Here is a 19,849-nt window from a genome sequence, read left to right on the forward strand (position 1 = left end):
TCGCATCTTTGCATAAAACTTACCGAAGTAAGCACCATTATGCAAATTGACGGGCGTGAGTTTTTAACACCGTGAATAAATATACCACAACTGAAATGCCTATGCAACCTTTTGTCATGATAGTCATTTTGCCCTACAACTGGCACGCATATGTGTAGAAACAACAAAAACAGACCTCATAAATAAAGATCCATTTGTCGGACTATCTATTGAGCTGTCATTAAATTGGTTACGAGTTTGGGGATATCCGTAACTCCTTCAAAAACATGGTAACCGATTTGAATTTTGGTGTTGCCACCTTGTTTATCAAGCTCCGTAACGAAAGCTTTACGATCTGTAATAATGCCAGATTTCACGAGAAGTTCACTGACAGCTGTGGCATCAAGATTTGGCTGTACATAAATAACTATTTTCGGAGCAACTTCAGGTGTATTTGCTTTGGGTTGTTCCTGAGGTTTAGCTGCCGCCATTTTGTCTGTTTCCTCTTTGACCTTTTTCAATACGGCTGCATCGAGCTCCGTTTGCGTAAATACTTTTGTATTCTTATCAAATACTTGGTAGTATTTCGCAGCTTCGCCCCTTAACTTCTGAGGATCCATTTCATCCAATGTTATTCCCGTTTGACCAGGTGCACTAGCCCGTACGGACATAATTTGCAGAAGTAAGGCTCCTATAATAATTCCAGTCCCAATTCCAAAAACGTACGACCTATTTTTAAACACGAGCCTTCTCCTCCTGTCTGGATAATTGAAGGATTAGACTGACCTCGCCTTTATTCATCCCTAGCTTCTTAGCAATAGCTTCGACGCCTTTTCCTTGATCATGCAATGAAAAAAGCTCTTGGTATCTGCTCTTCATACTCAATCCAGTATAGATGGGTTCTTCCACCACCGATTCTTTAGCAGGTGCCACAAGCTCAGAAGAAGTGACTTGAACAGAATAGGCTGAATTATCAGCAGGTATTCCCGAGATAACAGCAGGCTGAACATCAGAAAGCACGTCAGCTGCCGAATTTGTTCTATGATTCGTTTGATGATTGACATGCACTTTCGTTAATTCCTGCGACAGTTCATGCTTTTGCTTCTCCAATGATTCCAGTCTGCCTGCAAGCTTAGCAAGCTCTATCTCGTAATCTTGTTTCGTTTTGGAGAACAGATTGAGCAGCGTTTGATTCTGTTCATCCATCTCCGCAGCGAAATGCTCGATGGTTTCCTCGATCTCTTGGACTACGTTCGTCTTAATGGACGGTGCCGCTTGTTCTTTAGGCAGGAAACGCGCATAGACAATCAAGATAAGACCTAGAAGTACGACATACATCCACGGCTGCATAGCCATAGGGATCACCTTTTTCTATATGTGAGATAACTAGTTATAAGGATAAATCAATATGATGCCCTTTATACGGATGATCTGGCTGATGGCTGCCTTCAGAGGAAGCCGAATCTGTCTTCCCTTTGTTCTTAGCCTTACCTTTATTAGACTGCTGACGCTGGTCGCCATGATCCTTGAGATCTGGGCGAACGCTCTCTTCAAGCTTGCTGCTGCGATGGCGATCCTTCTCCGTTATTTGGGCAGCTTGATTCTCCAAGATCGTTTCGTCCTGTCGTGGTTTTTGCATAAGCTGATTTTGGCGGATGCCCGCTTCATCATTTTTGTGTACAGCGAACTGTAAATCGATGGCTTTAAAACTCATCGCTTACCATCTCCTTCACTCACACATAAGCACTCATCGAAATATCGCCTTCACTTAAACGGAATGTCATACGGCTTGTTGGATCTTTGACAAATTTCGTATACCGGCCAATGACAATCTTCGTTCCCCCGTACATAGTAGACAATACTTCTACTTTCGCTTTTTCGGAGTCTTCTAACGATTTCTCAATCTCTAGAATACGTTCTTTGATCGTATTTTGCTCTTCTAAAGCTTGCTTTTTCGTATGCGTCAACTTGATTCGCATAGCCACTTTTTCCGGTCCTAGTTGACCTGCTGCAGCTAATTGATTCAAAAGCGTGAGCGCTTTATCCGTTTTATCCATATTTTCCATGTATACTCTTAATTGGTTGCGTAAGTCAATCATTTCATTACGAAGCTCTGGAAGAACACCAACTTCAACAACTGTAGCAGTCGACATCGAATTCCCAATCGTTCTAGCAGTAACACGCTCCCCAGCTTGTATGGTCCCTCCAACTATGAGTCCTTTGGAACCACTACAATTTACAGCCTTGCCTGCTCTAATCGTTGAGTGCATAATACTCTGAGAAACCATTAATTCTCCTGCGACTTCAACAATAGCATCTTGAATGAAGGAACTTTTTACATTCTTACCTGCTTTGACATGTGCTTTATTCTGTCCAACAATGCCTGCACTAATATCAATAGAACCTTCGGCTTCAAGTTCTGCGGCTTCCACGCCACCAGTGATACGTATATCCCCAGCTGCACGGATTTTAAAACCAGGAAGAACATTTCCTCGAATAACCACTGTACCGATAAAATCAATATTCCCAATATTATAATCAACATTTCCATTCACTTCATAGACAGGAAACACATTAATTTTGTCACGATCTGTTCTTACCACCATGCCATCAATGGTAGAATAAAGGCCCATTTGTTCAGCGTCTGTAACTACATTCTTACCTAATTTGAATCTCGCTTCTTTCCCCGCTTTAGTAAAAAGGGTCTCACCTGTAACCGCTCTTCCCGGTGTGCCTTCCGTTGCCAGAAAACGCTGTCCGATAAGCTGTCCTTTTCTAACATTATGAAGCGATACAACTTCCTTATAATTTACCCTGCCGTCATCCAGCTCTAGTGGTTTTTTGTCATCCTCATCAAAATCAAAAATAAATTTAATATAGCCGCTCTGGCCTTCTATTGCCTTCGTTCCCGCTGCAATTGCAACTTTTTGATGATAAAAAGGTTTCGGATTTGCAGCAATTTGAGCAAGTAAAGGTCGATTTACACCGTTAACGATGTGATTCGTTTGAACTAACTCTTCCAATTGACCTGCTGTTACTTTAAAATCGTCTTCAGCATTGTTAATTAACAAATAAGCTGTTAATTTGTCATCCGAGATGGAAATACTTATGTAGAAATCCAAAGGCATGTTCCTCTCAAGCATAGACAAACCACCTTTCATGACCTTCTGATTGTATGTTATGTATCTTGAAATAATTGCGTCTTAAATCGGCCTAGTACGCCTTTAAGCCGAAGAATTGCTTTCGAATGTAATTGTGAAATACGAGAAGGTGACAAGCGCATAACCTCAGCAATTTCACTTAAGGAGAGCTCTTCGAAATAGAATAACGAGACAACCGTTCTCTCTTTCTCCGTTAATCGTTCAATAGCCTTCGCCAATGACTCCTTCAAATAAAACTCATTAACCTGAAACTCCGGGTTCTTTGCCTTTTCGTCAACAAGTAAGGAAAGACGTGTTTCCGAATCTTCCTCACGGATGGGATCATCAATCGAACAAACAGTTGTAATCGAAATATCCTGAAGCATCTGCTGAAAATCTTGCTCACTAATTTGTAAATAGTTGCTAATTTCAGCATCCGTAACGGATCGTAGATACTGCTGCTCTAGCTTCTGGTAAGCATCCTCAACCTTCTTGGCCTTTTCTCTCACAGAGCGAGGTACCCAATCCCCTTGCCGAAGTCCATCAATAATAGAACCGCGAATTCTCCAAGAAGCATAAGTTTCGAATTGCAGTCCGCGCGAGTAGTCAAATTTCTCTACGGCATCGATAAGGCCCATCACACCAAAGCTCGATAGATCCTCTCTCGAAACACTTTTGGGAAGCCCAATTGCCATACGTCCGGAAACATAATCGACTAAGGGCAAGTAACTCTCGATAAGCGACTGCTTAGCGGGAACCCAGCCCTGCTCCTTCCATTGCTTCCATAACTCGATGTTGACTAGTTGTGATTGCTTTTGTTCGATCATGATTTACGTTTCACCATCCTTAGTCTTCAGACATTCGCCTTAAGGCACCCGCCAGTTGTTCAGGGTCCAAATTATTCTTGGTGACTAGCTTAGGTGGATTCAGTGGTGAAAATTGCATTTCCTTTGAGAGTAAAGAGTTATTGCTGCCCAGGTTAGCCTTCATCATCTCCCGTGTTTCCTCATCCTCATCTGGTGTAGTCAAATCCAATGATTGACCAACGGACGATTCCGTTGCAGGATTCACAGTAGATGCTCCGCTCGCTGCATGTTCAGCTCCTATCATTACACCCAACACCCATCTAAAACCAAATGTCAGTACGAATAAAATAAGAAAGCTGTATGCACTTTTAAGACAAGTAGAAAGAAATATATTATTGCCGATCGATAAGGCAAATGTAAATAAGCCAGCCAATGACGCTACGATGACATTAATTCGCATGGTTCCAATCATCATTAAATTTCCTTTACTCCTAATTGGACACTTCGAATAACCAGGATGCCGGTTTCACTATGGAATTCTATCGTTCGACCGTAATTAGCTCCGGTATCCTCAGCACGAATCGGAATTTTGTATTTATTCAACATTTCCTTACAAGATTCTACATTTCTCGGACCAATTCTCATCGTATCATTATTCCCCGCAAATGCAAACATTTGAGCACCGCCAACAAGCTTAGCTTCTAGCCTATTCACTGCAGCTCCGAGCTTTTCCATTCTGGAAATTAACTCAGGAATAGCCGTATCCGCGTATTTAGCAATGTTCAGCGAGCCTTCACGAGCTATCTCGGACGAAGGCAGCATCACATGAGCCATACCTGCCACTTTTACGCGGCTATCATATAAGGTTACACCCACACACGAACCCAGCCCTGTTGTCTTCAATACACCTGTCTGGTGAGCAACATTCAGGTCAGCCATCCCTACTTTAATTAAATTATCTAACGTCATGGAGACTCTACCCCTAATGCCGAAAATATTTTGCCAAACGATTCCGGATCAGGAATTAAGAAGAAATGCCCTTGTACTTCATTTTTCCCTTCCATAAACTTGGTATCAATGAGAAGTGCTTGATCTCCCATTTGGCCAAATTGCAATAATCCATAGCTTAAAATGGCACCAGCCATATCAATGGCTAACGCAGGGACAGTAGGCTGCATATTCAAATTCGTAAAATCAGCAAGAGAGGATAAATAAGAACCGGCTAGAATATTGCCGATTTCATTCAAAGCAGATAATTCCAGTTCTGAATACTCTTCTTGATTTTCGATATTTAACCCAATCAAGTCCCTTAGCATATTTTTGGCAGCATCTAAATCAAGAATAAAAAACATATTTCCAGGCGCGTCTCCATCTACTCGTAAGAAGATAGCAAGAACTACCGTCTCTGCTCCGCCAACACTTTCACAGATTTCTTCAAAAGGAAGCATTCTAACCTTTGGAACAAGCATATCAATCGGCTTATCCAGCAAAGTAGATAGGGCGGTAGCTGCATGCCCCGCACCTATGTTACCTACTTCTTTGAGAACGTCCATTTGAAAGTCTTCTAAACGGCTAAACACATCCACAAGCTATTCCTCTATTCTTTCTAACTGTTGCAGTTCATCGCGATCCAATACTTGTTCTAAATTCAGCAAAACAAGCAATCTTTGTTCACCGACACGTGCTATACCATCCAGATACTTGGCTTTGATGCCGCCAACAATTTCTGGTGGATTATCAATATTGTCCGTGTCCAGATCGATAACATCATTCGCAGAATCTACGATGAGACCCACTTCAAAGTCACCGGCAGATACAATGATAATACGAGTAGCATCTGAATAAGCTTGCTCTTCAAGTCCGAATCTTGAGCGAAGATCAATAATAGGGATAACCACACCCCGAAGATTAATAACGCCTTTAATAAATGCCGGTGCTTTAGGTACGCGCGTCATTGGCTGCATTCTTTCGATCGTTCTAACTTTCTCAACTTCTACGCCGTACTCTTCCGTTCCAAGTGCGAAGACGATTACCTTTTTCTCTTCTCCCATTGTGAAACCCTCCCTAAAAGTATGTAATTATTTAATCAATGCATTCGGATCAATGATCAATGCGACTTGTCCATCTCCTAGAATCGTTGCACCGGATATTGCAAATAGTCCGGATAAATATTTACCTAATGTTTTGAGAACGATTTCTTGTTGACCAATAAATTCGTCTACCATCAAGGCAACTTGTTTGTCCCCTTTGCGTACAACAACAATTTCGGTCTCTTCTTCAAGATCCTCATTGAAATCTGGCACATCAAACAACGTACTGAGCGATACAAGAGGAATAACAGAATTACGATACTCCACCATTTTGTTACCGTGAATGTTGCGAATCTGTGTCTTCTGAATAGCCGAGGTTTCAACAATGGACGATAACGGTATCGCATATTTTTCACTACCAAGACGCACAAGCATGGCAGAAATAATAGACAACGTCAGTGGTAATTGGACAGAGAATTTACTTCCAAACCCTGGTTTGGAATCAACTTGAACATGTCCACCCAACATCTGAATCTTCGTCTTCACAACGTCAAGACCAACGCCACGTCCAGAAATATCAGAAATTTTCTCAGCCGTACTAAAACCGGATGCGAACAACAAGTTGTATACTTCCAGATCACTTAGCTTAGCTGCTTGTTCAGCTGTTACTAGGCCATTCTTCAGTGCAGTCTTCAAAACTTTTTCTCTATAAATCCCTCTACCATCTTCTTCAATTTCTATAAAGACATGATTCCCACTATGGAAAGCACGCAGTTGAATGGTACCGTGCTCACTTTTGCCAGCAGCCAATCGATCGCTAATTGACTCAATACCATGATCCACAGCATTACGCAGCAAATGTACTAAAGGGTCACCGATTTCATCAATAACGGTCCGGTCTAATTCCGTTTCTGCACCTGTAATAACCAAATCTACTTTCTTATCAAGCGATTTAGCCAAGTCCCTTATCATCCGTGGGAAGCGATTGAATACAGAATCCACAGGAACCATTCGAAGCTTCAATACAATATTTTGCAAATCACTGCTGACTCTAGACATATGTTCAACTGTTTCAGTCAGATCATTACGTTTGACCTCACTAGCAAGCTGTTCTAAACGTACTCGATCAATTAATAGTTCGCTGAACAGATTCATAAGCGCATCTAAGCGTTCGATATCAACCCGAATGGTACGACTTGCAACAGGAGCCCCACCTGCCGTTGGTTTTGCAACTACTGTTACTGGCTCAGCATTTTGTACGGTTTCGACTGATACAACAGGTGCGATCGCTTCTGCAACCGCTGCAGCTATTTCTTGTCTTGCTGTCTCAACTTCAGTTCTAGGACGGGATAATTCGGCAAGCGATTCTGAATCAACTGTAATAATGACGGCTGATTGAATTTCGGAAACGTTCAAAATTTCTTTCTCTAACGTTCCTTGATCAACCTTAGAAATAAAATAAAGGGAGAAAGAACGATCAAACTTCTCTTGTTCGATTTCTTGTACGGATGGTGTCGCTTTTACAATTTCCCCCATTCTCTCCAATGCATCGAAAACCATGTAGGCCCTTGCAGCCTTAAGGACACAATTCTCATTAACGCTTACTTCGATATAGAATACAAGAAAACCCGAATCAATGGACTGTTGAAGAATAGAAAATTGAAACTCATCTACTTCAATACCTTTTGCTGGTTCTTTCGCGACTGCCACTTCCGAAGCTTGTGCGGTTTTATAGTCACCTGTCACGATGGAACGAAGAGCAGCGACGATTGGTGAAACATCCGCTTTTCCTGTACCACCCTGAATAATATCTTCGACCATAGATTCCAATGAATCAAGACTTTTGAAAATGCAATCAAAAATGAATGGGTTCATTTCAATTTTACTGTTACGTACCAAGTCCAACACATTTTCCATCTCGTGCGTTAGGGCAGCGATATCCTCGAAGCCCATTGTTGCAGACATCCCTTTCAATGTATGAGCAGAGCGGAAAATGTTATGCACAATACTAATATCCTGAGGATTACTTTCTAAACTAAGTAAGTTCTCATTCAAAGATTGCAAATGCTCTTTCGATTCATCGATAAACATGGATAAATATTGACTAAGTTCCAAAACCACACACCTCCAATAGAATCATTATGTAACCTGTTTGTTAAATTTCATTTAATTAAGTACGCATTGAGCTAATCGATTGGCAATATCCTGCTGTGGCAGAACATGCATCGCAGCTTGGATCTCTACAGCAGCCCTAGGCATCCCGTATACGACACAAGTTTCTTCGCATTCGGCAATGGTCGTTGAGACACCGGCTTGCTTTAGTGAGAGCATGCCTTTGGCTCCATCGCTGCCCATACCTGTCATCAGGACGATGTGCCGCTTCAACTCACTCATACCAAGCAAGGACTCAAACATGACATCCACTGAAGGACGGTGGCCAGAACGGGGTTCATCTTTGGTCAAGCGAATTTTGTACGTCTTCTCCGAATCCTTGTAGATGACCATGTGCCATCCTCCCGGTGCTACATAAGCTGTTGCCGTTTGGAGCACATCCCCTTCCGCAGCCTCGACTACCTGTATCTGAGAAATATCATTCAGACGTTGGGCTAATGATTTGGTGAAATTAGGTGGCATATGTTGAACAATTAAGATCGGCGCAGGAAAACCTGCAGGAATATGAGAGATCACCTGATGTAAGGCACGTGGTCCTCCGGTTGAAGTACCAATGGCTACAAGATGATCGAAATGCGTTGAACCAGGCTTTGCAGCAAGTTTAGTATCGGGTGCTTTCATCAAACTGGCATCACTCTTGGCTATTAACGGTTGATAAACCCTCGGAGGCACAGGCTGTTTCGGAACCGGCCTTAACTTCGTTCGAACTGCCATATGCAGCTTCTCATGCAGAAGTTGTTTAACTTTATACAGGTCGAGAGATATGGAACCTGACGGCTTTCGAATAAAGTCGACAGCTCCCCACTCGAGCGCTTTAATCGTTTCGGAAGCACCCTCTTGAGTTAAGGAACTTAACATAATGACGGGCGTTGGTTGTTCTGCCATGATTCGCTGTAAAGCATCCAAGCCGTTCATTATTGGCATTTCTACATCCATCGTAACGGCATCGGGGCGTAATAGCTTCACTTGTTCAATGGCTTCTTGACCATTTTTGGCTGTTCCTATTACTTTGTACTGAGGATTATCTGAAATCAAATCGCTTATAATTTTTCGCATAAAGACGGAGTCGTCTACGACAAGAATGTTATATAGTGTCAAACTGCTTCCCTCCCTCATATGAGCATATTCGACACGATTTGCGAAAATCCTATTTCAAAAGTTTCATCATTTTATTTAAAAAGCCCTTGACACCGGATGTAGGTGTGTCAATTACTCGATAACCGTTCATATAATTATCGACTAATGTTTGAAGACTTCGTGATGCAGCCGAATTCGGAAAAGCAACAGTAAAAGGTACTTGCTTTTTAACCGCCTTGGATACAGCCACGTCATCATCAACGAATCCTAATGTAGGGATATGGATATCCAGAAATTGTTTAGCTACTAAAGAAATTTTATCAGCCGTGTGCTTGCCTTCTTTTGCATCGGTTACACGGTTAATAACAAGTTTAAAAGAAACATCATGTCCCATTGAGTTAACCATTTTTATAATGGCATAAGCGTCTGTTATGGAAGTAGGCTCAGGTGTTGTTACAACAAATGCTTCTTCGGCTGCTAGTATAAATTTCAGCGTTTCTTTGGACAATCCGGCCCCTGTGTCAAAAATGATAAAATCAACATACCCATTGAGCTGCATAACTTGCTCGGCAAAGTAATTCAATTCTTCATCGGTTAAGCGAAGTAAATCGTTAAAGCCAGATCCACCTGCTATGAAATCTAAATCATTGTAGCCTTTCTGGATAATTTCCCAGATCGTTTTTTCCTTTTTCAATAAGTGATATAAATTGTATTTGGAGGAAATCCCCATCAGCACATCAATGTTGGCAAGCCCAATATCTGCATCGAAGACAAGAACCTTATAACCTTTGGACTGAAGCGTTAAAGCAAAGTTAAGCGTAAAATTTGATTTACCTACGCCTCCCTTTCCGCTAGTCACGGTAATAATCCTGGTTGCTTTTGTGCCTTTGTCATTCTGTAACTGTACCAGGTTCCGCAACCCTTCTGCTTGATCCTTCATGCTCTAGGTTCCTCCAATAACAAATCGATGATTTGCCACTCATTCATTTCCGTAATATCGTCGGGTACACTTTGACCGTTCGTAACATATGAAAGCTGCAATGAGAACTCGTGAACAATATTTACAATCGCACCATAGGTGTCTGTTTCATCCATTTTGGTAAATAATACTTTGTCTAGCTTAAACTTATTAAAATTGTTTGTAATTGCTCTCATGTCCCGATACTTTGTAGTTAAGCTCAAAACTAGAATAGTCTCACTATTTCCTTGTGTCTTTAGCAAGGAGTTAAGCTCCGAAACATACATTTCATTTCGAAAATTGCGTCCAGCCGTATCCATGAAAATGACGTCACATTCTGCTAGATTGTGAAATGCTTTCGCTAAATCCTGTGGTGAGAAAACAACTTCAAGGGGTACATTCAAGATTGTTCCATATGTTTTTAACTGTTCAATTGCCGCAATTCGATAAGTGTCTGAAGTAATGAAACCAACCTTACGTTGATACTTCAACACTTGTTCCGCAGCTAACTTTGCTATGGTTGTTGTTTTTCCAACTCCAGTTGGACCTACGAAATGTACCACGCGAGTTTGGGGTGAAATTTGTTTGGAGCGATCAGATTGAAACACTGGCCCAAGTTTGGATCGCACGACTTGAAGAGCTGTCTCATCTGTTATAGGCTCATCTGCAAGCTGAAAATCGGCCACAACTTCATCCATGATTTGATGAACTAACGTAGGATCAACTTCTTGGTCAATTAATCGTTGCTCAATCTTCTGTAATGGTTCAGGGAGATTTGACTCCTCAGACGCATGAGTAAGCTTTCTCATCATGTCCTTCATTTGTTTGAGCTCCTCCATGAGGTGCTCATCTTTGAGAATGCCTCTATTAGGCGCATTTACCGAAACCGGCGAGTAAATCTGCTGTGAAGCGAAACTCTTTTGCGTCTCAACGCCTGCGCTTACGGTAACTGGTTCTTTTTTGGCCGAAACAGGAGCGATCACATCTGGAACATCTGGAAAATCAGATAGTTGCGATTGGGCTCTTGGAGGTTGATCTTGACTAATGACTCTTTGCTGTTGAGGCTGATGAGTCTGAGGTTGGGGTGTAAACCGCTGAGCAGCCCCTCCTGAATTCGTTGCGCCATCGATTGCAGCGATAACTTCAATCTTTTTCTTACCGAATAAACCAAGAAAACCCCCTGTGCGAATTTCCTTGGTATTGAGGATTACTGCATCCTTGCCTAAATCCGTGCGAATTTTTTGCAAAGCGTCAGGCATGGAATCGACAACGTATCTTTTTACTCTCATAAATTGACTACCCCCATACTCTGAATTTCAACGCTAGGCTCTAATTCGCTGTAGGATAATACAGGTATATCTTGCAATGTTCTTTCAAGCAATTGTCTTAAATACATCCGAATCGTTGGCGAGGTTAAAATAACAGGCTGTTGTCCGGATTGTATCAATTTAGAAACTTGCTCGCTGACACGATGATAAATAATTTGTGACGAGGATGGGTCAAGTGCCAAGTAGCTTCCTTGGTCAGATTGCTGAACAGAATCGGCAATTTTCTTTTCCACAGAAGGACCAACCGTAATGACTTTTAGAGAATCACCTAAAGAAGTAAACTGTTGTGTAATTTGTCTAGATAGTGATTGTCTTACATATTCAGTCAGTATTTCTGGATCCTTTGTATAAGAGCCATAATCAGCTAGAGTCTCTAATATCGTTACCAAGTCACGTACAGAAATTTTCTCACGCAGTAACTTAGCCAATACCTTCTGTACATCCCCTACCGACAACACGGAAGGAATAAGATCATCAACAAGTGCTGGATAAGACTCACGTACATTCTCAATAAGTGCTTTCGTTTCTTGACGACCCAGAAGTTCATGTGTATGTTTCTTAATAATTTCGGTTAAATGTGTAGCCACTACAGAAGGAGGATCAACGACGGTATAGCCAGATAGCTCCGCTCTTTCTTTGGTCGCTTCATCTATCCATATAGCAGGCAATCCAAAGGCAGGCTCAGTCGTTTCTATACCTGCTATCGAATCATCATCTATACCAGGACTCATGGCTAAGTAGTGATTAAGAAGTAGTTCGCCGCGTGCAACCGTATTGCCTTTTATTTTGATGATATACTCATTCGGCCGTAGTTGAATGTTGTCACGAATACGAATTACGGGTACAACAACCCCAAGCTCAAGCGCACATTGTCGGCGAATCAAGATAATCCGATCTAGTAAATCTCCACCTTGTTGTGTATCAGCAAGAGGTATTAAACCATACCCGAATTCAAATTCAATGGGATCGACTTGTAACAAGGAAATGACACTTTCAGGGCTACGAACTTCCTCAATTTGCTGCTCCTCAACCAATTGTTCTTCTTTGATCGCTTCGCGCTCCAAATTCTTTTGCATTTTAAAAGCAGCGTAAATTAACAATCCGGCTATCGGGAATGTAGTGTACCAATGTATTGGTGTGAATAGGCTAAGCACCATAAGAGTACCTGCAACAATATAAAGAAGCTTAGGTTGTCCGGTTAACTGTTTAGTGATATCGTGGCCTAAATTTCCTTCTGATGATGCCCGTGTTACGATAATACCCGCAGCAGTTGAAATCAACAGGGCAGGAATTTGGCTGACAAGTCCATCACCAATGGTTAGGATCGAGAATGTTTCTATTGCTTTGGAAAAAGACATCCCTTTCATCGTCATCCCAATAATAAAGCCACCGATCAAATTGATGACAAGGATGATGATGCCGGCAATGGCATCCCCTTTAACAAACTTACTTGCACCATCCATAGCTCCGTAGAAGTCAGCTTCTCGTTCAATCTTTTGTCTACGTTCACGAGCTTGGACCTCGTTGATTAAACCTGCATTCAAATCTGCGTCAATACTCATTTGTTTTCCCGGCATCGCATCGAGTGTAAATCTCGCTGCAACCTCGGCAACACGCTCAGAACCTTTGGTAATTACGATGAATTGTACCAAGACAAGGATGAGAAACACGACGAATCCCACGACGATATTGCCTTGAGCAACGAAAGAACCAAAAGTTCTGACCACGTCGCCTGCTTCTGCATGCGACAAAATGTTCCGCGTTGTGGAGACGTTTAACGCTAACCGAAACAGTGTCGTAATCAAAAGTAAAGAAGGGAAGATCGAGAACTGAAGAGCTTCTTTAGTATTCATAGCAACCAAAATAATCATTAAGGCAATCGATATATTAATAATTAATAGAAAATCCAGCAAAGGGATTGGAACCGGTACAATCATCATTAATACAATACCGATAATACCTATAAGAACCAATAAATCCTTGATCTTCATCTGATTGTACCCCCCTCCTCATTAGTTCGTTTTGCCCTTTACTTTATATACATAAGCCAATACTTCTGCGACAGCCTGGAACAGCTCAGCGGGAATAGAGTCACCAATTTCCACCTGTGCAAAGATCGCTCGAGCAAGCGGTTTATTTTCCATTGTCATAATACCGTTTTTCTTCGCAACTTCTTTAATCTTTAAAGCAACGTAATCCGCGCCCTTAGCAATAACAGTCGGGGCTTGCATATTGTTCGAATCATATTTCAAAGCAACGGCAAAGTGGGTTGGATTGGTAATAATTACATCTGCTTTGGGAACCTCTTGCATCATGCGCTGCATGGCCATTTGACGCTGCTTCGCACGGATCTTACCTTTAATAAGTGGATCCCCTTCACTCTTCTTATACTCATCTTTAATATCCTGTTTGGACATTTTGAGACTTTTCTCATATTCATACTTTTGATAAATGAAATCAAAAATGGCAAGGACAATTAATATCGCTCCAATTTTGATCCCTAGTTTTAGCGTGACGGAGGCAATAAATGAAAATGTACTCTCCAGTGGAGCATGCCCAAGGCCTAGTAGTTTAGCTTTTTCACCCATTAATGTCGTGTACACGACATAGCCAATAATCAACATCTTCATTGTCGACTTAAGAAAATCCATGACGGTTCGTAGCGAAAAAATGCGTTTGAAACCCTCGATCGGATTGATTTTGTTAAACTTCATCATCAGGGGATCGCCGATGAACATAAAGCCAATTTGGGCATAATTTCCAATAAAAGCTACTAAAACAACAAGGATAAAAATGGGAGCTAAGATGGTTAACCCTTGTTGGACTAAATCTACGAATAATACTTGAACGTTTGCGGCTGTAATGTCCATCGTCAGTTGATTCTCATAGACGTTGCGAAAAATGTTTACCATCTTCTCTTTCATATATCCACCGAACATGAGGAACGATAGAAATGAAAAGAGTAATATCAATGCCGCAGGTAAGTCCATGCTCTTCGCAACTTGGCCCTTTTTACGAGCATCTTGCCTTTTCTTTGCTGTAGCAGATTCCGTCTTTTCCCCAGCAAACCATTGTAAATCGAGCTTCAATCGAAATGTTTGGGACACGGCTTACCTCCTACTTAGGTGATGGTTGCTGTGTTCCGCTAATCAGTTGAAGCAACTTCTCCATGTAATCAAAAATCGTTGCAAATAAATGTTGAAATTGAGATATTAATTCCGGGAAAAGGATGACTAGCAGAAAAAAACCAAGAATCATTTTCAGAGGTGCGCCGATAACGAAAATATTGAATTGCGGAGCAACCCTCGTTAAGAGTCCTAATCCTAAATCTGTCAAAAAAAGGGCTGCTATAATAGGAGCAGCGAGTTGGAACGAGAGATAAAACATTTTGGATAGCGATTGAAACAAGAAATTCGAAATTTGTCCATCATAGATGCGTGCGAACAGTTGATTGTCCAGCGGTATCCAGCGGTAGCTGTCAATAATCGCTCTGATCAAAAAATGGTGCCCATCAAAAGAAAGAAAAAGCAGCACGGCAATCATATATTTAAGGTTACCTAACATTGGGGTTGAGGCCCCTGTTAGAGGATCAATTACACTCGCCATACTGAAGCCAATTTGCATATCCATAAAAGAGCCGGCAATCTGGACAACTGTAAAAAAGATATAAGCGAGAAAACCAAGTAAAACGCCAACAAGCATTTCACGAATGATCAATAGAAGGTATTCACCGTCCATGGGAAAGGGTTTACCCAACCCCATAGTCGCAAAAATGATGAATGAGATGAATACAGAAAGACCGATTTTGAACATCATCGGAACATTTCTAGAAGAGAGAATAGGAACTACGACAAAGAACGATGTAATTCGACAAAAAATAAGCAGAAAGATAGGAATAGCTTGAAAAAAGTATGTCATATCGCTCACAACCTATCCAACGAATTTGTAAAGGTTGTTGAGTAAATTAAAAGTAAAGTCAACCAGTGTATTCATGATCCAAGGTCCAAATATTAAGATAGACAGCAGAACCGCAACAATTTTGGGAACAAACGCTAAGGTTTGTTCTTGAATCTGTGTCGTTGCTTGAAAAATGCTTATGATCAGACCAACGACAAGCCCCATAATAAGCATGGGTGCACTTGCTTTAAGCACAGTATAAACAGCCTCACCGGCAATCCGAATTACAAATTCCGAGCCCATTTAGAAACCTCCGATATCTTGATCCTTAACCATAGCTTAGGAGTAATGATCTCACCACAAGATACCAACCATCTACAAGTATGAAAAGTAGAATTTTAAAAGGGAGTGAAATCATAACAGGCGGTAACATCATCATTCCCATTGCCATTAAGGTACTGGATACAACCATATCTATGACCAGAAACGGGATGAAAATCATGAACCCCATCTGGAAAGCTGATTTCAGTTCACTTATTGCGTATGCCGGAACTAATGAAGTAATCGGTATATCTTCTACGCCTGTAGGTGCCTTAGCTTTGGTATAATCTAAGAACAACTTTAGATCCTTCTGACGAGTATGTTTGAACATAAACTTCTTCATTGGTAAGGATGCTTTCTCAAAAGCCTGGGTCTGATTAATCTCACCCTTCATATAAGGCTGCAGAGCAGTCTGATTAACCTCCCCCAATGTTGGAGACATAATAAAAAAGGTTAAAAACAGAGCTAGTCCGATTAAAACCTGATTAGGCGGCATCTGCTGGGTTCCAAGTGATGTTCGAACGAAACCAAGCACGATGACAATTCTTGTGAAACTAGTCATTAAAATAAGAAAAGATGGCGCAAGACTTAAAACGGTTAATAAGAGCAGTAAGGTTACTGTGTTAGAAGATCCAGCAGCAGTGCCACTAGTCCCAATATTCACATTTAACCCAGGGATCGGATTGTTTGGATCTGTTTCAGCAGCAGAAGCTGTCAGTGATAAGAGGAACACTGAAATCATTACAATCAGAAGCGTAAGAACTAATTTATTTCTTTTCATTCATCATTCAACCGATCTGTATGTTTTTGATCAGAAAGCCATTCGTGAGCATCTTTATTACGGTTTGATACTCGCTGCAGCCTATCGTGAAATACTTGTTGAAAGGATGAAGTGATTTCTACTTCTTCCTCGATCTCTTTCTTTCTAACAGGAAGCTTGCTTATCCACTTACTTATTGCTCCAAAGCCTACGCGATCATCCTGAGATGAAGTAAGCAATTCCGAGATATACGCAACTTCATCGGCGTCATTGATCTTATCCAACAATTGAATGTTCTCACCGACGCCAACCACGAAGAGCGAATGACCAATTTCCACAATCTGAATAGATTTGTTTTGTCCGAGGGGAACCCCACCTAAAGAACGTATTGAGTTCCCGAACATAGTACCTTTATTTTTCTTAGCTATGTACTTTATAAGTACAAAGAATAAGAGAATAATTAATACGAGAAAGAATATGACCTTAACAATCATGCCAAACGAACTAAATGTGTCGGTGGCCGGAAATTCCGATGTTGGAAGACCTTGTCCCGGCTCTGTTTCAGCAAAGCTCATGGATTTGGTATATAACAATGCGACTAAGCTTATTATTACAGTAATCAGTCGTTTCGATTGGAGTCTTCTCATAGTCACAACCCTTTCGGTTTATGTAAGACTCAACCGAGCGTTGACGGTTTAACCTAGAGTCTTTTTAATTGCTTCGATAACACGGTCTGCTTGAAATGGTTTCACGATAAAGTCTTTTGCCCCTGCTTGAATAGCGTCAATAACCATGGCTTGCTGCCCCATTGCGGAACACATAATGACCTTTGCAGTAGGTTCGATTTTTTTAATTTCTTTCAATGCTTGAATACCGTCCATCTCAGGCATCGTAATATCCATAGTAATTAAATCTGGTTTCAATTCCTTGTATTTTTCGATAGCTTGAGCACCATCATTCGCTTCTCCACAAACCTCATACCCATTTTTAGATAAAATATCGCGAATCATCATTCTCATAAATGCAGCATCATCAACAATAAGAATACGGTTAGCCATGAGTAAAATCCCCCTAAATTTAAATTATTGTAACTTTTGAATTCGTTCCCATTGGTTTACAATGTCAGTAACACGAACCCCAAAATTTTCATCAATAACGACAACTTCGCCTTTGGCAATCAACTTATTATTTACTAAGATATCTACAGGCTCACCTGCCAGCTTATCCAATTCAATGATCGATCCCTGGGAAAGTTCTAAGATGTCTTTAATTACCTTGTGCGTTCTGCCTAATTCTACCGTCACCTTAAGAGGTATATCCAGTAATAAATTAAGGTTTGTATCATCAGCCTGTCCCAACGAACCCGATTGTAAATTCCCAAATTGTACGGGTTGAACATTTACATTCCGATTCGGCATCCCACTATAAGCTGCCGGAGGCTGCTGATACATGGGTTGCTGTGGCGGGTACATCGGCTGTTGAGGTGGATACATCGGCTGCCCCATTGGTGGCTGTTGATACATCGGTTGTTCATACATTGGCTGCTGTTGTTGGTACATAGGCTGCTCGTAAATGGGACTTGGAGCTGCTATAGGCGGCGTATGAGCTTCCTGTGTAGGTACTTGTGATGGTGCTGCAGGGGCAGGTGCTTGAGCCGCAGGCGCAGCCTCCATTGAAGAGTCAGAATCTCCACCCATGAGAATCGATACCATTTCTTTGGCGAATGGAACAGGTAATAATTGCATGATGTTAGAATCAATAAGATCGCCAATGGTAAGTCGGAACGATATCTTTATAAATACGTCCTCGTCCGGTAGATTTCCTTCTCCTTTCGACAAATTTAATATGTCGATTCCTGGTGGAGAGATATTGACAAATCGATTAAAGATAGTAGACATGGACGTAGCAGAAGATCCCATCATCTGATTCATGGCTTCTTGTACAGCACTGATGTGAATCTCACTAAGATTTTCATCACCGCCAGTACCATCACCGCCCATCATTAAATCAGCAATGACTTGAGCATCACGTGTTTTAATGACAAGTAGATTAATACCGTCAAAACCATCAACATAATTCACATGAACGGCTACATGAGGTTTTGGAAACTGCTCTCCCAATTCTTCTTTACCAATAATAGAAACCTTTGGTGTCGTTATGTCTACTTTCTTTCCAAGCAATGTCGAAAGTGCTGTGGCTGCACTACCGAAAGTGATATTACCAATTTCACCAAGTGCATCCTGTTCTAGGGGAGATAAATAGTCTTCAACTATAGGAGGCCCGTTAAAAGAAGTGGCTGAACTATCGTCCGAAGACTGTCTCAACAATGCATCGATCTCTTCCTGGGACAAATAATCTCTGTTATTCGTCATAATCTTCTTCTCCTTCGTTTACGATTTCTGTAATTTGTACAGCCATCTTCCCTTTTAAGGTACCGGGGCTTCCGAGATATTTCAGCTTCTCGCCCACTTTGACTTGAAGCGAATCTTCGACGGATTTATGCAGCGGGATTACATCGCCAGCCGTTAAGCCAAGAAAATCACGTATGGAAATTTCAGACGATCCCAATTCTGCAATGAGTGGCAGCTTGGTTTTTTCCAAGCGCGATTGAAGTGCTTCCACTTCTTCAGGTGCTCTCGTCTTCTTCTGGGAGACAAACCAATGATGCACAGAAAGTCGAGGCATAATGGGTTCGATGACAACATGAGGGATACACAAGTTGATCATCCCTGTTGTATCACCGATTTTGGTGCTAAGTGATATTAATGCAATGGTTTCATTGGGTGAAACAATCTGCATGAACTGCGGATTTGTTTCAAGTGCCTCTAAACGAGGTTGAATATCAATGATAGTCTTCCACGCCTCTTGTAAACTATCGAATGCTCTGCTAAAAATACGTTCCATCACAATCGTTTCAATCTCAGTTAAAGCATTAATTTTGGTTGGGGTCGTGCCTGCACCGCCCAACAAACGGTCCAACATAGCAAATGCGACATTGGGATGAACCTCAAGCACCATTCGACCCTCTAAAGGCTCCGCTTCAAAGATGTTCAAAATGGTCATTTTCGGGATCGAACGAATAAATTCGTCATAGGGCAGTTGTTCAACCTGGACAACACTGATCTGTACGAACGTACGGAGCTGGGCAGAAAAATACGTTGTTAAAAATCGTGCAAAGTTTTCGTGAATCCGGGTTAAGCTACGAATATGATCCTTTGAGAAACGTACGGCTCTCTTAAAGTCATAGGCCCTTACCTTCTTCTGCGTTTCCTCTTTTTTAAGTTCATCCGCATCCATTTCGCCTGAGGACAGAGCAGCTAGCAAGGCATCGATCTCATTTTGCGATAGAACATCAACCATTCGAGTCACCTCCTTTAAGCA

22 protein-coding genes are annotated in these 19,849 nt (G+C 41.5%); all 22 read right to left on the minus strand.

Translation table 11 applies throughout. The features are described from left to right. Positions 1–206 precede the first annotated feature (206 nt). From ASG93_RS13950 to fliM, 22 genes are read right to left on the minus strand one after another with little or no spacing between them, the layout of a single operon-like run. A complete protein-coding gene (locus tag ASG93_RS13950) occupies positions 207–722 on the minus strand; it encodes a hypothetical protein (protein ID WP_056832857.1) in 516 nt (171 codons plus the stop codon). Continuing rightward, on the minus strand, positions 715–1,335 hold the full coding sequence (locus ASG93_RS13955; protein WP_056832859.1) for a hypothetical protein: 621 nt from the start codon (positions 1,333–1,335) through the stop codon (positions 715–717). The genes ASG93_RS13950 and ASG93_RS13955 overlap by 8 nt, the downstream gene beginning before the upstream one ends. Positions 1,336–1,369: 34 nt before the next feature. Then, complete coding sequence (locus ASG93_RS13960; RefSeq protein ID WP_056832861.1) at positions 1,370–1,693, minus strand: hypothetical protein; 324 nt, start codon at positions 1,691–1,693, stop codon at positions 1,370–1,372. Positions 1,694–1,712: 19 nt separating this feature from the next. Continuing rightward, complete coding sequence (locus ASG93_RS13965) at positions 1,713–3,122, minus strand: DUF342 domain-containing protein (protein WP_056832863.1); 1,410 nt, start codon at positions 3,120–3,122, stop codon at positions 1,713–1,715. A gap of 35 nt (positions 3,123–3,157) precedes the next feature. Next, positions 3,158–3,946, minus strand: a complete 789-nt coding sequence (locus tag ASG93_RS13970) for a FliA/WhiG family RNA polymerase sigma factor (protein WP_056832865.1) — start codon at positions 3,944–3,946, stop codon at positions 3,158–3,160. A gap of 19 nt (positions 3,947–3,965) precedes the next feature. Continuing rightward, entirely contained in the window at positions 3,966–4,400 is a 435-nt protein-coding gene (locus ASG93_RS13975; RefSeq protein ID WP_056832868.1) for a hypothetical protein, read from the minus strand. Beyond that, positions 4,400–4,894 carry a chemotaxis protein CheD gene (locus tag ASG93_RS13980; RefSeq protein WP_056832870.1) on the minus strand — a complete coding sequence of 165 codons (495 nt, stop codon included), beginning with the start codon at positions 4,892–4,894 and terminating at the stop codon, positions 4,400–4,402. Before ASG93_RS13980 ends, ASG93_RS13975 begins: the two co-directional genes overlap by 1 nt. Further along, positions 4,891–5,478: a chemotaxis protein CheC gene (locus ASG93_RS13985; protein ID WP_414858871.1), complete on the minus strand. Its 588-nt coding sequence runs from the start codon at positions 5,476–5,478 to the stop codon at positions 4,891–4,893. The genes ASG93_RS13980 and ASG93_RS13985 overlap by 4 nt, the downstream gene beginning before the upstream one ends. A 36-nt stretch (positions 5,479–5,514) precedes the next feature. Beyond that, a complete protein-coding gene (locus ASG93_RS13990; RefSeq protein WP_056832874.1) occupies positions 5,515–5,976 on the minus strand; it encodes a chemotaxis protein CheW in 462 nt (153 codons plus the stop codon). 27 nt (positions 5,977–6,003) lie between these two features. Next, positions 6,004–8,070: a chemotaxis protein CheA gene (locus ASG93_RS13995; protein ID WP_056832876.1), complete on the minus strand. Its 2,067-nt coding sequence runs from the start codon at positions 8,068–8,070 to the stop codon at positions 6,004–6,006. A gap of 51 nt (positions 8,071–8,121) precedes the next feature. After that, positions 8,122–9,225: a protein-glutamate methylesterase/protein-glutamine glutaminase gene (locus tag ASG93_RS14000; RefSeq protein ID WP_156410891.1), complete on the minus strand. Its 1,104-nt coding sequence runs from the start codon at positions 9,223–9,225 to the stop codon at positions 8,122–8,124. A 49-nt stretch (positions 9,226–9,274) separates the two neighbouring features. Then, positions 9,275–10,144, minus strand: a complete 870-nt coding sequence (locus ASG93_RS14005) for a MinD/ParA family protein (protein WP_056832880.1) — start codon at positions 10,142–10,144, stop codon at positions 9,275–9,277. Continuing rightward, on the minus strand, positions 10,141–11,451 hold the full coding sequence (gene flhF / locus ASG93_RS14010; RefSeq protein ID WP_056832882.1) for a flagellar biosynthesis protein FlhF: 1,311 nt from the start codon (positions 11,449–11,451) through the stop codon (positions 10,141–10,143). The genes ASG93_RS14005 and flhF overlap by 4 nt, the downstream gene beginning before the upstream one ends. Next, positions 11,448–13,481 carry a flagellar biosynthesis protein FlhA gene (gene flhA, locus ASG93_RS14015; protein ID WP_056832884.1) on the minus strand — a complete coding sequence of 678 codons (2,034 nt, stop codon included), beginning with the start codon at positions 13,479–13,481 and terminating at the stop codon, positions 11,448–11,450. Before flhA ends, flhF begins: the two co-directional genes overlap by 4 nt. A gap of 21 nt (positions 13,482–13,502) precedes the next feature. Next, positions 13,503–14,597, minus strand: a complete 1,095-nt coding sequence (gene flhB, locus ASG93_RS14020; protein WP_056832885.1) for a flagellar biosynthesis protein FlhB — start codon at positions 14,595–14,597, stop codon at positions 13,503–13,505. Between the two features lie 10 nt (positions 14,598–14,607). After that, the gene (gene fliR, locus ASG93_RS14025) at positions 14,608–15,408 is read right to left on the minus strand and encodes a flagellar biosynthetic protein FliR (protein WP_056832888.1); all 801 of its coding nucleotides are present in this window, start codon (positions 15,406–15,408) and stop codon (positions 14,608–14,610) included. 12 nt (positions 15,409–15,420) lie between these two features. Next, positions 15,421–15,690 carry a flagellar biosynthesis protein FliQ gene (fliQ, locus tag ASG93_RS14030; protein ID WP_056832889.1) on the minus strand — a complete coding sequence of 90 codons (270 nt, stop codon included), beginning with the start codon at positions 15,688–15,690 and terminating at the stop codon, positions 15,421–15,423. Between the two features lie 25 nt (positions 15,691–15,715). Next, positions 15,716–16,489, minus strand: a complete 774-nt coding sequence (fliP, locus tag ASG93_RS14035; protein ID WP_056832891.1) for a flagellar type III secretion system pore protein FliP — start codon at positions 16,487–16,489, stop codon at positions 15,716–15,718. After that, entirely contained in the window at positions 16,486–17,115 is a 630-nt protein-coding gene (locus ASG93_RS14040; RefSeq protein WP_063891868.1) for a flagellar biosynthetic protein FliO, read from the minus strand. Before ASG93_RS14040 ends, fliP begins: the two co-directional genes overlap by 4 nt. Before the next feature lie 48 nt (positions 17,116–17,163). Continuing rightward, complete coding sequence (locus ASG93_RS14045) at positions 17,164–17,526, minus strand: response regulator (protein ID WP_029195368.1); 363 nt, start codon at positions 17,524–17,526, stop codon at positions 17,164–17,166. A 24-nt stretch (positions 17,527–17,550) separates the two neighbouring features. Continuing rightward, positions 17,551–18,840, minus strand: coding sequence for a flagellar motor switch phosphatase FliY (fliY, locus tag ASG93_RS14050; RefSeq protein WP_056832893.1), 1,290 nt, complete (start codon positions 18,838–18,840; stop codon positions 17,551–17,553). Next, positions 18,830–19,828: a flagellar motor switch protein FliM gene (gene fliM, locus ASG93_RS14055; protein WP_056832895.1), complete on the minus strand. Its 999-nt coding sequence runs from the start codon at positions 19,826–19,828 to the stop codon at positions 18,830–18,832. The genes fliY and fliM overlap by 11 nt, the downstream gene beginning before the upstream one ends. Positions 19,829–19,849 lie beyond the last annotated feature (21 nt).

The sequence above is a fragment of the Paenibacillus sp. Soil787 genome, from assembly GCF_001429545.1.
In the GTDB taxonomy this organism is placed as follows: domain Bacteria; phylum Bacillota; class Bacilli; order Paenibacillales; family NBRC-103111; genus Paenibacillus_E.

What these genes read in the sequence shown, in the direction of transcription:
- ASG93_RS13970 (WP_056832865.1), bottom strand. Translation starts at nt 3,946, where the DNA reads ATGATCGAACAAAAGCAATCACAACTAGTCAACATCGAGTTATGGAAG.
- ASG93_RS13990 (WP_056832874.1), bottom strand. Translation starts at nt 5,976, where the DNA reads ATGGGAGAAGAGAAAAAGGTAATCGTCTTCGCACTTGGAACGGAAGAG.
- ASG93_RS13960 (WP_056832861.1), bottom strand. Translation starts at nt 1,693, where the DNA reads ATGAGTTTTAAAGCCATCGATTTACAGTTCGCTGTACACAAAAATGAT.
- ASG93_RS14045 (WP_029195368.1), bottom strand. Translation starts at nt 17,526, where the DNA reads ATGGCTAACCGTATTCTTATTGTTGATGATGCTGCATTTATGAGAATG.
- fliQ (WP_056832889.1), bottom strand. Translation starts at nt 15,690, where the DNA reads ATGGGCTCGGAATTTGTAATTCGGATTGCCGGTGAGGCTGTTTATACT.
- fliP (WP_056832891.1), bottom strand. Translation starts at nt 16,489, where the DNA reads ATGAAAAGAAATAAATTAGTTCTTACGCTTCTGATTGTAATGATTTCA.
- ASG93_RS14040 (WP_063891868.1), bottom strand. Translation starts at nt 17,115, where the DNA reads ATGAGAAGACTCCAATCGAAACGACTGATTACTGTAATAATAAGCTTA.
- ASG93_RS13965 (WP_056832863.1), bottom strand. Translation starts at nt 3,122, where the DNA reads ATGCTTGAGAGGAACATGCCTTTGGATTTCTACATAAGTATTTCCATC.
- ASG93_RS13985 (WP_414858871.1), bottom strand. Translation starts at nt 5,478, where the DNA reads ATGGACGTTCTCAAAGAAGTAGGTAACATAGGTGCGGGGCATGCAGCT.
- fliM (WP_056832895.1), bottom strand. Translation starts at nt 19,828, where the DNA reads ATGGTTGATGTTCTATCGCAAAATGAGATCGATGCCTTGCTAGCTGCT.
- fliY (WP_056832893.1), bottom strand. Translation starts at nt 18,840, where the DNA reads ATGACGAATAACAGAGATTATTTGTCCCAGGAAGAGATCGATGCATTG.
- ASG93_RS13955 (WP_056832859.1), bottom strand. Translation starts at nt 1,335, where the DNA reads ATGGCTATGCAGCCGTGGATGTATGTCGTACTTCTAGGTCTTATCTTG.
- ASG93_RS14005 (WP_056832880.1), bottom strand. Translation starts at nt 10,144, where the DNA reads ATGAAGGATCAAGCAGAAGGGTTGCGGAACCTGGTACAGTTACAGAAT.
- flhA (WP_056832884.1), bottom strand. Translation starts at nt 13,481, where the DNA reads ATGAAGATCAAGGATTTATTGGTTCTTATAGGTATTATCGGTATTGTA.
- fliR (WP_056832888.1), bottom strand. Translation starts at nt 15,408, where the DNA reads ATGACATACTTTTTTCAAGCTATTCCTATCTTTCTGCTTATTTTTTGT.
- ASG93_RS13980 (WP_056832870.1), bottom strand. Translation starts at nt 4,894, where the DNA reads ATGACGTTAGATAATTTAATTAAAGTAGGGATGGCTGACCTGAATGTT.
- flhF (WP_056832882.1), bottom strand. Translation starts at nt 11,451, where the DNA reads ATGAGAGTAAAAAGATACGTTGTCGATTCCATGCCTGACGCTTTGCAA.
- ASG93_RS13975 (WP_056832868.1), bottom strand. Translation starts at nt 4,400, where the DNA reads ATGATGATTGGAACCATGCGAATTAATGTCATCGTAGCGTCATTGGCT.